This is a genomic window from Variovorax sp. PDC80 (assembly GCF_900115375.1).
In the GTDB taxonomy this organism is placed as follows: Bacteria; Pseudomonadota; Gammaproteobacteria; order Burkholderiales; family Burkholderiaceae_C; genus Variovorax.
Window position 1 is genome coordinate 395,404 of record NZ_FOWG01000003.1, and the last position, 12,021, is coordinate 407,424.

Here is a 12,021-nt window from a genome sequence, read left to right on the forward strand (position 1 = left end):
GGGGAGAGTCGCGTTCATGGTTTGGATGGGGTGGTGGACGGCGCGGCGCTCACGACGCGGCTGACGTAGCGCGGCAGCGACCAGGCGCCACCGGCGAAGCCGCGGCACATATGGTCGCTCTCGGCGGCCGTGCGCACGAAGCCCTGGCCGTCGAAATGCCAGGTCTCGCTGGACCAGCAGTCGCCGATGCCGCGGCCCTTGAAGCTGGAAGTGATGCTGGCGTCCTTGTCGTCGTACTCGCCGTTGGCCTCGAGCGCGACCGGCGCATAGGGCGGCTTGTCGTTGGCCAGCCATTGCAGGCTGGAGTAGTTGTAGGCGCCCATGCCGCAACCCAGCGACAGCAGCACCCTGGTGCCGGTGAGGCGATGCACCTCGAGCGACTTCGGGTCGACCTTCTCGCTGTTGTTGCAGTACTCGAGCGCCTTCTTGAGGTCGAGCGAGGGGAAGATGCGCGCCGCCAGGGCGTCGTCGCCGGGCTTCGGCTTCGCGGGCTGGACCGCGCGCACGACGGGCGCGGGCACGGCCGCCGGCACCGTCGATTCGGCCTTGCCACCGGGGCGCACCAGCGCGCCGGGGGTGTCGATGCGGCCCTGGGCCTCGTCCATCTTGAGCAGCACGGCATTCAGGCCCGAGAGCGAGAGCTGCCATTCGCGGCCGCCGCCGGCCGCGAGTTTGGCGCTGTCGGCCTTGAGCAGCTCGGGCAGCACGGCACGGATCTGGGCGGCATCGAGGCTCAGGGCATCGTTCTTCAGGCCCGGCACCACGGCCTTGCCGACCGTCAGGCGCAAGGGGCCCTTGACGTCCTCGGTGCCGATCTGCAGGTCGATCTCGAGCGCGGTGCCCGGCCCGGCGGCACGCGTGATGCGCATCGAGACCGGCTCGTTGGCGCCGGTTTCGGACTGGTAGCCGGCCGCGCGGCAGGTGCGCGTGTTGTCGCAGGCCAGTTCCCAGTCGTTGTGCGTGAAGGACACCGGCGCCTTGGCGGCAGGCCCGGCGGCCGAGGCGGACAACGCGGCGAGCGACAGGGCCGCGGCGGCGCAGGCGGCTTTCATGACTCCGTCTTGCGGCGCAGGCGGTACTGCTCCAGGAACTTCGCGATGCGGTTGATGGCCTCGCGCAGGTCGTCCTCGTGGGGCAGGAACACGATCCGGAAGTGGTCTGGCGTGGCCCAGTTGAAGCCGGTGCCCTGCACCAGCATCACGCGGGTTTCCTTCAACAGCTCGAGGAAGAACTGGCGGTCGTCCTCGATCGGGTAGACCTTCGGGTCGAGCTTCGGGAACATGTAGAGCGCGGCGCTGGGCTTGACGCAGCTCACGCCGGGGATCGCGGTGATCAGCTCGTAGGCCAGGTCGCGCTGGCGGCGCAGCCGGCCGCCCTCGCCCACCAGCTCGTTGATGCTCTGGTAGCCGCCGAGCGCGGTCTGGATCGCCCACTGGCCGGGCACGTTGGCGCACAGCCGCATGTTCGAGAGCATGTTCAGGCCCTCGATGTAGTCGCGCGCGGCGCGCTTGTCGCCCGACACCACGAGCCAGCCGGCGCGGTAGCCGCAGGAGCGGTAGCTCTTGGACAGCGAGTTGAAGGTCAGCGTGAGCACGTCGCTCGACAGGCTGGCGATCGCCGTGTGCTTCACGTCGTCGTAGAGCACCTTGTCGTAGACCTCGTCGGCGAAGATCACGAGGCCGTGTTCGCGCGCGATCTCGACGATGCTCTTGAGCAGCGCGTCGGAATAGAGCGCGCCGGTCGGGTTGTTCGGGTTGATGACCACGATGCCCTTGGTGCGCGGCGTGATCTTGGCGCGGATGTCCGCCAGATTGGGCATCCAGCCGTTGTCCTCGTCGCACAGGTAGTGCACCGGCGTGCCGCCCGACAGGCTCGTGGAGGCGGTCCACAGCGGATAGTCGGGGGCCGGCAGCAGCAGCTCGTCGCCATCGTTGAGCAGCGCATTGGTGGACATGGCGATCAACTCGCTGGCGCCGTTGCCCAGGTAGATGTCGTCGAGGGTCACGCCCGCGATGCCCTGCTTCTGCGTCTCGTGCATCACCGCCTTGCGCGCGGCGAAGACGCCCTTGCTGTCCGAGTAACCGGCCGAGGTGGGCAGGTTGCGGATCATGTCCTGCTGGATTTCCTCGGGCGCATCGAAGCCGAACACGGCGAGATTGCCGATGTTGAGCTTGATGATCTTCTGGCCGTCCTCCTCCATCTGCTTCGCCGCGTCCATGATCGGACCGCGAATGTCATAGAGCACGTTGGCCAGCTTGGCCGATTTCTTGAGCTGCTTCAAAGGGCCCTCCCGGGCGCGGTTCATGCAAGAAAGTGTGAAGACTGCGTGGATCGCCGCGCGGCCCGCAAAGGCCCTGGCGAGCCTCGTGTCACTAGGGAAAACCTATAATTTGACCACAGTTCCCAGTGCCCCGATGAAGCTCCAGCCCGACAAATCCGACACCCAGACCCTCACCGCGCACGGCCCGGGCTGGGTCGCCATCAACAACGAAAAGGTCGAGGGCAGCGTGGTCGTCGGCTCGCGCGGCGAGCGCTTCGAATGGAACTGCAGCCGCTTCGAGGACCTGGGCCCCGAGCACTTCGCCCAACTGGCCGCGCTGGGCGCCGAACTGGTCATTTTCGGCAGCGGCGCGCGCATCCGCTTCCCGCAGCCCGCGTGGCTCAAACCCCTGATGGCCCAGCGCACCGGCGTGGAGACCATGGACACCCCCGCGGCCTGCCGCACCTACAACATCCTGGCCGGCGAAGGCCGGCACGTGGTCGCGGCCCTGCTGGTCGAGCGGCCCCAGGGTGGCTGAGAGAGGGGTTTTCGGGGTAAAATCTCGGGTTGCGAACCGCCTGGCGCGCTCCTTTTGGGGGCCACCGGGCACCCAGAGTTAGCAACGACCAATCTTCCATCAACCGAGGACCCGAGATTTTGGCGAGCGGCACCGAAAGGCGCTTCAGCTCGACACAGGCAGGCTCGGGCAGTGGAAACAAACGGAGAAAACAAGTTTCATGGCGATCGTTGTCAACAAACCCATTCCCGAATTCGACGCCAACGCCACCGGTGGCCTCAAGGTTTCGAATACTTCGCACCTCGGCCATGTCCTGGTCCTGTATTTTTACCCGAAAGATAACACTCCGGGGTGCACGACCGAAGCCATGCAATTCCGCGATCGCTACAAGGACTTCGAAAAAGCCGGTGCCACGGTGTTCGGCGTCTCGCGCGACAACATGAAGTCGCACGACGAATTCAAGGCCAAGCTCGAGCTGCCGTTCGAACTGATCGCCGACACGGAAGAGAAGATGTGCCACATGTTCGGCGTGGTCAAGAACAAGATCATGTACGGCAAGAAGGTCAAGGGCATCGAGCGCAGCACCTTCCTGATCGGCGCCGACGGCATCCTGAAGGCCGAATGGCGTGGCCTCAAGGTGCCGGGCCACGTCGACGAAGTCCTCAAGGCCGTCAAGACCCTGAAGAAGCCGGCCTAAGCCACCGAGTCCGCCCGGTCGAAGGTTTCACCCGCGTGTCAGGCGTGCGCAAATGCGCTTTCGCGTGGGGAATGTCCAACGAACGGCGTAAAGTGGTCCTGACGCCCCAGAGGCGGTGTGCATAATGGCCGCATGCTGTTGAGCTCCACGACCGCATCCTCCGAACAAAGCCGCCTGGGTCTTCAGGCGGCTTTTTCGTTTTCTGGTTCCCACCTTTTTGCGAGCGACCTGACACATGCCATTGCCCCCCGCCCCCACGAAACGTGCCGCACTGCTTTCTCCGGACGCGATTGACGCGCCCGCCCGTTCTTCGCACAGGGGGTCCCGCCGGTCCGGCGATGCACGCGCCGACACCGAGGCGCCGAGCGGACCGCAAGCGCTGGAACTGTTCGACCGGCATTCGGCCGAAGTCCCCGGCGGCGGCCTCGAAGCCCCGCCGGCACCGGCCGCCCGCCCCCGCCGCAAGCCCCGCTCGACACCCGCGCCCACCCCGGCGCCGCAACAGCAGCAGGCCCTGACCCGTTCGGCGCCGGCCGAAGCCCCGCGTGCCGAGGCGCCCGCGCCGCAGCCGGCACCGAAGCCCAAGCGCAGCCGCTCGAGCGGTCCCGCCAAGCTCTTCGTGCTCGACACCAACGTGCTGCTGCACGATCCGATGTGCCTGTTCCGCTTCGAGGAACACGACATCTACCTGCCGATGATCGTGCTCGAGGAGCTCGACGGCCACAAGAAGGGCACGACCGAGGTCGCGCGCAATGGCCGCCAGACCAGCCGCACGCTCGATGCCCTGGCCGCCGCGCAGGACGCCGACATCGCCAAGGGCCTGAAGCTCGACACCACCGGCCATCGCGAGGCCGGCGGCAAGCTGTTCTTCCAGACCGAGCCGCTCGACTACGCGCTGCCGCTGAGCCTGCCCCAGGGCAAGGCCGACAACCAGATCCTCGGCGTGGTGCACGCGCTGCGCGACCTCTACGCCAAGGAGGCGCCCGACCGCGCCAGGCGCGAGGTGGTGCTGGTGTCGAAGGACATCAACATGCGCGTCAAGGCGCGCGCGCTGGGCCTGGACGCCGAGGACTACCAGAACGACAAGACGCTGGAAGACGGCGACCTGCTCTATTCGGGCTCGCTCGCCCTGCCGCCCGACTTCTGGACCCGCCAGAGCAAGACGGTGGAGAGCTGGCAAAGCGGCAGCAGCACCTTCTACCGCATCAGCGGCCCGATCGTGCCCAACCTCTACATCAACCAGTTCGTGTTCTTCGAGGCGCCCGGCGAGCCGAGCATGTATGCGCGCGTCACCGAGATCCGCGAGAAGACCGCGGTGCTCAAGACGCTCAAGGACTACAGCTCGGGCAAGAACGCGGTGTGGGGCGTGAACACGCGCAATCGCGAGCAGAACTTCGCGATGAACCTGCTGATGGACCCCGAGATCGACTTCGTCACGCTGACCGGCACGGCCGGCACCGGCAAGACGCTGATGGCGCTGGCCTCGGGCCTCACGCAGGTGCTCGACGATCGCCGCTACACCGAGATCATCATGACCCGCGCCACCGTGAGCGTTGGTGAAGACATCGGCTTCCTGCCCGGCACCGAGGAAGAGAAGATGGGCCCCTGGATGGGCGCGCTCGACGACAACCTCGAGTTCCTCGCCAAGGGCGACGGCGGCGGTGCCGGCGAATGGGGGCGCGCGGCCACCAACGAGCTGATCCGCAGCCGCATCAAGGTCAAGAGCATGAACTTCATGCGCGGGCGCACCTTCCTCAACAAGTACGTGATCATCGACGAGGCGCAGAACCTCACGCCCAAGCAGATGAAGACGCTGATCACGCGCGCGGGTCCGGGCACCAAGATCATCTGCATGGGCAACCTCGCGCAGATCGACACGCCCTACCTCACCGAAGGCTCCTCGGGCCTGACCTTCGCGGTCGACAAGTTCAAGGGCTGGCCGCACGGCGGGCACATCACGCTGGCGCGCGGCGAACGCTCGCGACTGGCCGATTTCGCGAGCGACGTGCTCTAAGACACCGCCTCGCCGGCCCCGAGCCCGCGCCCGCTCCCCGGAGCAGCGCGGGCTTTTCTTCGTCGCGCGATGACAGGCTCCTGACAAGACGTTGTCAGGAGCCGGTCCGCACCATCGAGGCTCTTCATCACCAACGAAAGAGAGCCCTTCATGTCCAAGACCATCAGCTGGTTCGAGATCCCCGTCGCCGACCTGGACCGTGCCCAGGCCTTCTACGAAACCGTGCTCGGCCGCAAGCTGCGCCGCGAGACCCTCGGCGGCGACCCCTTGGCCGTGTTCCCCTACGACGATCCCGCGACCGGCGGCGCCCTGCAAGCCGGCGCGAAGGGGGCGGCGAAGGCGGGCACCGGCATCCGCATCTACCTCGACTGCGCACCCAGCATCGACGCCGTGCTGTCGCGCATCGAGGCGGCCGGCGGGCAGATCGTGGCGTCCAAGTCGGCGCTGCCGCCCGGCATGGGCTTCATCGCCCATCTGCGCGACACCGAAGGAAACGAAGTCGGCCTGCACGCCCTCGCCTGAAGCGCCATGCCGCAGCGCAACTGGATTGCAGTCGCGAGCGCCGAGCATGCCCGGCGCGGGCGCGACCACCGACCGCAGGGCTTCATGCAGACCTGCCACGGCAAACCGGGCCCGCTCCGGCGGGTCGCCGCGGGCGACCGCGTGGCCTACTATTCGCCGGCCACGGTGTTCGGCGGCACCGACAGGCTGCAGAGCTTCGTGTCGATCGGCATCGTGCAGCCTGGCGAGGCCTACGAATTCGACATGGGCGGCGGCTTCGTGCCCTGGCGCCGCGACGTGCGCTATGCCGTCGCGCACGAGACACCGATCGCACCGATGATCGAGCGCCTCGCCTTCATCGAGAACCCGAAGCAATGGGGCTACAAGTTCCGCTTCGGCCTGTTCGACATCGGCGATGCCGACATGGCCTTGATCGCGCGCTGCATGAAGGCCGACCTGAAGACACTGGCCCTTTGAACCAGACAACCCGAACACCTCCGCAGGAGAAGACCCCCATGGAACCCGTGCGACTACATCACGACGCCTTCGCGGTCGCAGGCCTCACGGTCCGCACCACCAACCGCGAAGAGAACGACCCCGCGACCGCCCGCATCGGCGCGCTGTGGGGGCGCTTCTTCGGCGAGCAGACCTACGAAACGACGCCGCATCGCACGGGCGACACGCGCATCTTCGGCGTCTATGCCGCCTATGAATCCGATGCCCACGGCCCCTTCGACCTGACGGTGGGCGTGGCCGTCTCGGGCGGTGCGGACAGCGTGGCCATCGAGGCCGGCGACTACCTGGTCTTCGACGGCCAGGGCGAAATGCCGCAGATGGTGATCGCCACCTGGCAGCGCATCTGGCAGTATTTCGAGGCGCACCCGGACATCGCGCGCCGCTACCGCAGCGATTTCGAAGCCTACGACGGGCCGGACAAGGTGGCGATCCACATCGGAGTTTCATGAGCCCCCCGAAGCGCTGGCGCGACCGACTGGCCAGCTACCCTCACCTGCCGAGCGTCAAGCCGATCCCCGACGCGCTGCGCGCGCGGCGCGGCGAGGGCACCATCGCCACGCCCTCGCCGGCCGAGGTCGAGGCGGCGATGCGCGATGTGCCCGAAGGGCGGCTCGCCACGGTCTTCGGCATCGGCGAGGACATCGCGGCGCGGCACCAGGCCAGCATCGGCTGCACCGTGACCACGGCGATCTTCGCGCGCATGGTGGCCCATGCGGTGGAGGAGTCGGCCGGCGGCAAGGGGACGGCGCGCGATGCCGTCGTGCCCTGGTGGCGCACGCTCAAGAGCGGCGGCGAACTCAATGCGAACTACCCCGGCGGCGTCGAGGCGCAGATGTCGCGGCTCGAGGCCGAGGGCCACACCGTGGTGCAGCGCGGCAAGCGCTACTTCGTCGAAGACTTCGCGAAGAAGCTGGCGGGAACGCGCTGATGCGCCGCGCCGATCGCCTGTTCCAGATCGTCCAGCTGATCCGCGGCCGGCGCCTGACCACGGCCGCCTTCCTGGCCGAGCGGCTCGAGGTGTCGGAGCGCACGGTCTACCGCGACATCGCCGACCTGCAGCACCAGGGCGTGCCGATCGAGGGCGAGGCCGGCGTGGGCTACCGGCTCGGCGCGGGTTTCGAACTGCCGCCGCTGATGTTCACCCAGGACGAGGCCTCGGCGCTGGTGGCCGCGGCCCGGCTCGCGCAGAGCTGGGTCGACCCGGCGATGGCGCGCGACATCGAGACCGGGCTGGGCAAGATCCTCTCGGTGCTGCCGCCTTCGGCACGCGTGTCGGCCGAGGCGCTCGCGCTCTACGCGCCCGCGCTGGGGCTCAGCGACCTGCTGCGCGAACGCCTGCAGACGCTGCGCGAAGCGGTGCAGTCGCACCACAAGCTGCACCTGGTCTACCGCGACGTGGCGGGCGAGCCCAGCGAGCGCACGGTGCGGCCGCTGGGCTGCTTCTATTGGGGCAAGGTCTGGACGCTGTCGACCTGGTGCGAGCTGCGCGAGGACTTCCGCGGCTTTCGCATCGACCGCATCGACGCGGTCGAGGTGCTGGCCGAGCGCTTTCGCGACGAGCCCGGCAAAGCGATGGCCGACATGCTGCGCCAGGTGAAGGCCGAGGCGGCCGAGGCCAAGCGGCTGCAGAAGAGCTGGCCCGAGGGCGTTCCGACCGCGCCCGATGCGGGCGTCGCGCTCGCGCGCTCCACCGAGCCGCGCTGAAGGCGCTAACTCAAAAGTCGTCGCTGCCCATCGCCATGTTCTCGAATTTGGTGAGGGGCTTCAGGAAGGCCAGCTTGACGGTGCCCGTCGGGCCGTTCCGGTGCTTGCTGATGATCACCTCGGCCACGCCCGGCTCCTTCGACTCCTTGTTGTAGTAGTCGTCGCGGTAGATGAACATGATGATGTCCGCGTCCTGCTCGATGGCGCCCGATTCGCGCAGGTCGCTCATCATCGGGCGCTTGTCGGTGCGGCTCTCGACGCCGCGGCTGAGCTGCGACAGCGCAATCACCGGGCACTTGAGCTCCTTGGCCAGCATCTTCAGGCCGCGCGAGATTTCGCCCACGGCCGTGGCCCGGTTCTCGTCGCCCGACATGCTGGTCGACATCAGCTGCAGGTAGTCGACCACGATCAGGCCGAGGCGGCCGTACTGGCGTGCCAGCCGGCGCGCATTGGCGCGCAGTTCGCTGGTCGACAGGCCCGGGGTCTCGTCGATGTGCAGCGACACGGTGCGCAGCTTCTCGATGGCCTCGGTCAAGCGCGGCCATTCCTCGTCGGTGAGCTTGCCGGTGCGCAGGTGGCCCTGGTCGATGCGGCCGATCGAGCCGACGATACGCACCGCGAGCTGGGAGGCACCCATTTCCATCGAGAACACCGCCACCGGCAGCCCCTCGTTGAGCGCCACGTGCTCGGCGATGTTGATCGCCAGCGAGGTCTTCCCCATCGAAGGACGCGCGGCCAGCACGATCATGTCGCCGGGCTGCAGGCCCGAGGTCATCTTGTCGAACTCGTAGAAGCCGGTGCGAACGCCCGTGATGTCGTTCGGGTTGTCGGCCATCTCGGTCACGCGGTCCAGCAGCTCGACCACCAGGGCATCCATGCTCTGGAAGCCCTGCTTCATCCGCGTGCCTTCCTCGCCGATGTTGAAGATCTTCTGCTCGGCCTCGTCGAGGATCTTGTCGACCGTCTTGCCCTGCGGGTTGAAGGCGTTGGTCGCGATCTCGTCGCTGGCCGAGACCAGCTTGCGCAGGATCGAGCGCTCGCGAACGATCTCGGCGTAGCGGCGGATGTTGCTCGCGCTCGGCACGTACTGCGCGAGCGAGTTCAGGTAGACCAGCCCGCCGCTCTCGTCGGCCTTGCCGAGCGTCTGCAGCTGCTCGTAGACCGTGATCACGTCGGCAGGCTTGCTGCCGTTGATCAGGCCGCCGATGGCGGCGAAGATCAGCTTGTGCTCATGGCGGTAGAAATCGCCGTCGACCAGCAGGTCGCCCATGCGGTCCCAGGCCGTGTTGTCGAGCAGCAAGCCGCCCAGCACGCTCGATTCGGCCTCGATCGAGTGCGGCGGAATACGCAGCTGCGCGACCTGGCGGTCGGAGGGATCGTTGTCGGCGTAGGAGAAGACGGCGGCCATGGGCTTCCTTGCAACCCTCCATGCTAGCCCGCGCACCCCGCGGCGTCACGTGGACAAGGTTGTGAATAACAGGTGAACTTCCGGTGCAGCGGGCGGGACAACTTCCGCCGGCGGGCACAAAAAACAAAAGCCGCCCGAAGGCGGCTTCTGGCAGCGCATCTAGGACGCGCCGGAACGATCAGGCGGTTTCGCCGTAGACCGTCACGTTGATGTCGACCACCACGTCGGTGTGCAGCGAGACGCTGACGGTGGTGTCGCCGACGGTCTTGATCGGGCCGTTCGGCAGGCGAACCTGCGACTTCGCGACCTTGTAGCCTTGCTTGCCCAGTTCTTCAGCGATGTCGCTGTTGGTGACCGAGCCGAACAGGCGGCCGTCGACGCCAGCCTTCTGCGTCAGCTTGACGGTCGTGCCGCCGAGCTTTTCGCCCTGGGCTTGCGACTCGGCCAGCTTGGCAGCGGCTGCCTTTTCGAGTTCGGCGCGCTTGGCTTCGAACTCGGCCTTGTTGGCGGCGGTGGCGCGGCGGGCGCGGCCCGACGGGATCAGGAAGTTGCGGGCGTAACCGTCCTTGACCTTGACGATTTCACCGAGGGTGCCGAGGTTGACGACCTTGTCCAGAAGAATGACTTGCATGCTGTGTCTCCTTCTTAGACGCGGTGCTGGTCGCTGTACGGGACCATGGCGAGGAAGCGGGCGCGCTTGATCGCGGTGTTGAGCTGACGCTGGTAGATCGCACGGGTGCCGGTCAGGCGGGCCGGGATGATCTTGCCGTTTTCGCTGATGAAGTCACGCAGCGTGTCGATGTCCTTGTAGTCGATTTCCTCGACGCCAGCGACGGTGAAGCGGCAGAAACGCTTGCGCTTGAACAGCAGCGACTGGGTGTTGCGCTTCGGGCGCTTGTCTTTGTTGAATTTCTTGAACGTGGCCATTGTGGGACCTCTTGTCGAAAATTAATCTTGCTGAAAATCCTGGATGTGCAGGACCGGAAGCTTGCCGTTGGCCGGTGTCGAGAGGAACCCCTGGAATCGCCAGAGACTTCCCATCGACTGCTTCGCGAGCCGCTCGGCGATGGCGCCGAACGCAACGGCCTTGAGGGCCGTCTTCACCTGCCTGGACTGTCCCGCCACCTGAAGGGTCGACTCGTGTTCGAGCTTCAGGTCGATGGCGGGCAAACCGGCCGGGGTGAATCGCAAGGCACCGAGTTCGGCAACATGGGCGGACAGCAGAAGCTGGTTGACCCCGGTTGCCGCAGCGGCAGCACTCACGCCGACATCAGTTGTTGTTGTTGGCGGCGGCGTATTCGGCCTGTTGAGCCTTGCGGGCTTCTTCGCGCTCGACCGTCTTCATCATCGACGAAGGACCGGTGTCGGCCTTCTTCTTCTGAACGGTCAGGTGGCGCAGCACGGCGTCGTTGAACTTGAAGGCGTGTTCCAGTTCGCTCATCACGGCCTGTTCGGCTTCGATGTTGACGCACAGGTAGTGCGCCTTGTTGAGCTTGTTGATCTGGTAAGCCAGTTGACGACGGCCCCAGTCCTCGACGCGGTGGATCTTGCCGCCGCCGGTCGTGATCAGGCCCTTGTAACGCTCCAGCATGGCCGGAACTTGCTCGCTTTGATCCGGGTGGATCAGCAGAATGATTTCGTAGTGACGCATGGCACTCCTTGTGGGTTTCTTCTTCCGCTTTTTGCCCGGAAGAAGGGGTTGAAGCCACCCGCAGCGTCGGCGCAGTGTGGCAAGGCAAAGCCGGCTATTGTAGCCATATCTTTGGCGAAACGCCAAATCGGGCGCTCGAGCGGCCCGGATGACCGCCCAGATTCAGTCGTAGAGCGCCCGGTCCAGCGGCTCGGCCTTCTCGGCCCCGACCGCCGCGCGGATCTTCGGCGCCAGCGCCACGAGGTCCTCGTAGCCCCCGGCCCCCTCCACCTGCAGGTTGAGCCGTACGCCCTTGAGCCCGAGGCTGGCCGTGAGCCGCGTGGCGATGGGATAGGCGTCCGTATAGCGCTGCTGGCTGCTGCGGCCGGAACCGGCCTTGGGCGCGCCCTCGGCGGAGCTCGCGGGCGTTTCCGCGACGGCGCCGCCCAGCGGGCTCAGCAAGCCCAGCGCGACCATCTGGTCGATGTCCTCGCGCGCGATGCCCGCGCCGGCCGCGATCACGTCGTCGACCGAACGCTTGCCGTCGAACAGGATGAAAGCGGTGCGCTGCCGCGGCGACAGCGGGACCGAGCGGTCCTTGAGGACCTGCTGGCCGGTCTCCGTCTTGACAAGAATCATGCGTGTCTCCCGGCGGTGCTGTGACCGACGCCCGCTGCGAGCGGGATCGCCGCGCGCCACGGAAGGAAGGCCGGTGCGCGCCGCTTCGTGATGAATTTCACGAGTCTGACACCGGAAACGCCATTCCCGAAGATG

At 66.8% G+C, this 12,021-nt stretch carries 16 protein-coding genes; 8 read left to right on the top strand and 8 right to left on the bottom strand.

All coding sequences use genetic code 11. The annotated features are described in order from the left end of the window. Positions 1-14: 14 nt before the first annotated feature. Together BM109_RS11710 and BM109_RS11715 are read right to left on the bottom strand one after the other, a co-directional pair. On the bottom strand, positions 15-1,052 hold the full coding sequence (locus BM109_RS11710) for a DUF1176 domain-containing protein (protein WP_093342963.1): 1,038 nt from the start codon (positions 1,050-1,052) through the stop codon (positions 15-17). Next, complete coding sequence (locus tag BM109_RS11715) at positions 1,049-2,281, bottom strand: pyridoxal phosphate-dependent aminotransferase (RefSeq protein WP_093342965.1); 1,233 nt, start codon at positions 2,279-2,281, stop codon at positions 1,049-1,051. The genes BM109_RS11710 and BM109_RS11715 overlap by 4 nt, the downstream gene beginning before the upstream one ends. Before the next feature lie 133 nt (positions 2,282-2,414). On the opposite strand from BM109_RS11715, the gene BM109_RS11720 reads away from it, so the two are divergent. From BM109_RS11720 to BM109_RS11755, 8 genes are all read left to right on the top strand, one after another. After that, positions 2,415-2,798, top strand: a complete 384-nt coding sequence (locus BM109_RS11720; RefSeq protein WP_093342966.1) for an Mth938-like domain-containing protein — start codon at positions 2,415-2,417, stop codon at positions 2,796-2,798. Between the two features lie 199 nt (positions 2,799-2,997). Next, the gene (locus BM109_RS11725) at positions 2,998-3,474 is read left to right on the top strand and encodes a peroxiredoxin (RefSeq protein WP_057595862.1); all 477 of its coding nucleotides are present in this window, start codon (positions 2,998-3,000) and stop codon (positions 3,472-3,474) included. Between the two features lie 235 nt (positions 3,475-3,709). After that, entirely contained in the window at positions 3,710-5,488 is a 1,779-nt protein-coding gene (locus BM109_RS11730; RefSeq protein ID WP_093342968.1) for a PhoH family protein, read from the top strand. 150 nt (positions 5,489-5,638) lie between these two features. Further along, the gene (locus BM109_RS11735) at positions 5,639-6,010 is read left to right on the top strand and encodes a VOC family protein (RefSeq protein WP_093342970.1); all 372 of its coding nucleotides are present in this window, start codon (positions 5,639-5,641) and stop codon (positions 6,008-6,010) included. 6 nt (positions 6,011-6,016) lie between these two features. Next, positions 6,017-6,466: an EVE domain-containing protein gene (locus BM109_RS11740; protein WP_093342971.1), complete on the top strand. Its 450-nt coding sequence runs from the start codon at positions 6,017-6,019 to the stop codon at positions 6,464-6,466. A 38-nt stretch (positions 6,467-6,504) separates the two neighbouring features. After that, positions 6,505-6,954 carry a GyrI-like domain-containing protein gene (locus BM109_RS11745; RefSeq protein ID WP_093342973.1) on the top strand — a complete coding sequence of 150 codons (450 nt, stop codon included), beginning with the start codon at positions 6,505-6,507 and terminating at the stop codon, positions 6,952-6,954. Then, positions 6,951-7,433 carry an MGMT family protein gene (locus tag BM109_RS11750; RefSeq protein ID WP_093342975.1) on the top strand — a complete coding sequence of 161 codons (483 nt, stop codon included), beginning with the start codon at positions 6,951-6,953 and terminating at the stop codon, positions 7,431-7,433. The genes BM109_RS11745 and BM109_RS11750 overlap by 4 nt, the downstream gene beginning before the upstream one ends. After that, a complete protein-coding gene (locus BM109_RS11755; protein ID WP_093342977.1) occupies positions 7,433-8,209 on the top strand; it encodes a helix-turn-helix transcriptional regulator in 777 nt (258 codons plus the stop codon). Before BM109_RS11750 ends, BM109_RS11755 begins: the two co-directional genes overlap by 1 nt. 10 nt (positions 8,210-8,219) lie before the next feature. On the opposite strand, the gene dnaB is transcribed toward BM109_RS11755, so the two are convergent. From dnaB to BM109_RS11785, 6 genes are all read right to left on the bottom strand, one after another. Then, a complete protein-coding gene (gene dnaB / locus BM109_RS11760; protein WP_093342979.1) occupies positions 8,220-9,617 on the bottom strand; it encodes a replicative DNA helicase in 1,398 nt (465 codons plus the stop codon). A 178-nt stretch (positions 9,618-9,795) separates the two neighbouring features. Then, a complete protein-coding gene (gene rplI / locus BM109_RS11765; protein WP_093342980.1) occupies positions 9,796-10,248 on the bottom strand; it encodes a 50S ribosomal protein L9 in 453 nt (150 codons plus the stop codon). 14 nt (positions 10,249-10,262) lie between these two features. Continuing rightward, a complete protein-coding gene (gene rpsR / locus BM109_RS11770) occupies positions 10,263-10,544 on the bottom strand; it encodes a 30S ribosomal protein S18 (RefSeq protein ID WP_007830781.1) in 282 nt (93 codons plus the stop codon). Between the two features lie 21 nt (positions 10,545-10,565). Further along, entirely contained in the window at positions 10,566-10,880 is a 315-nt protein-coding gene (gene priB, locus BM109_RS11775; protein ID WP_093342982.1) for a primosomal replication protein N, read from the bottom strand. Positions 10,881-10,887: 7 nt separating this feature from the next. After that, positions 10,888-11,268 carry a 30S ribosomal protein S6 gene (gene rpsF, locus BM109_RS11780; protein ID WP_057595983.1) on the bottom strand — a complete coding sequence of 127 codons (381 nt, stop codon included), beginning with the start codon at positions 11,266-11,268 and terminating at the stop codon, positions 10,888-10,890. 162 nt (positions 11,269-11,430) lie between these two features. Beyond that, positions 11,431-11,886 (bottom strand): hypothetical protein, encoded by a 456-nt coding sequence (locus BM109_RS11785; protein WP_093342984.1) that lies wholly within the window; start codon positions 11,884-11,886, stop codon positions 11,431-11,433. Between the last annotated feature and the right edge of the window lie 135 nt (positions 11,887-12,021).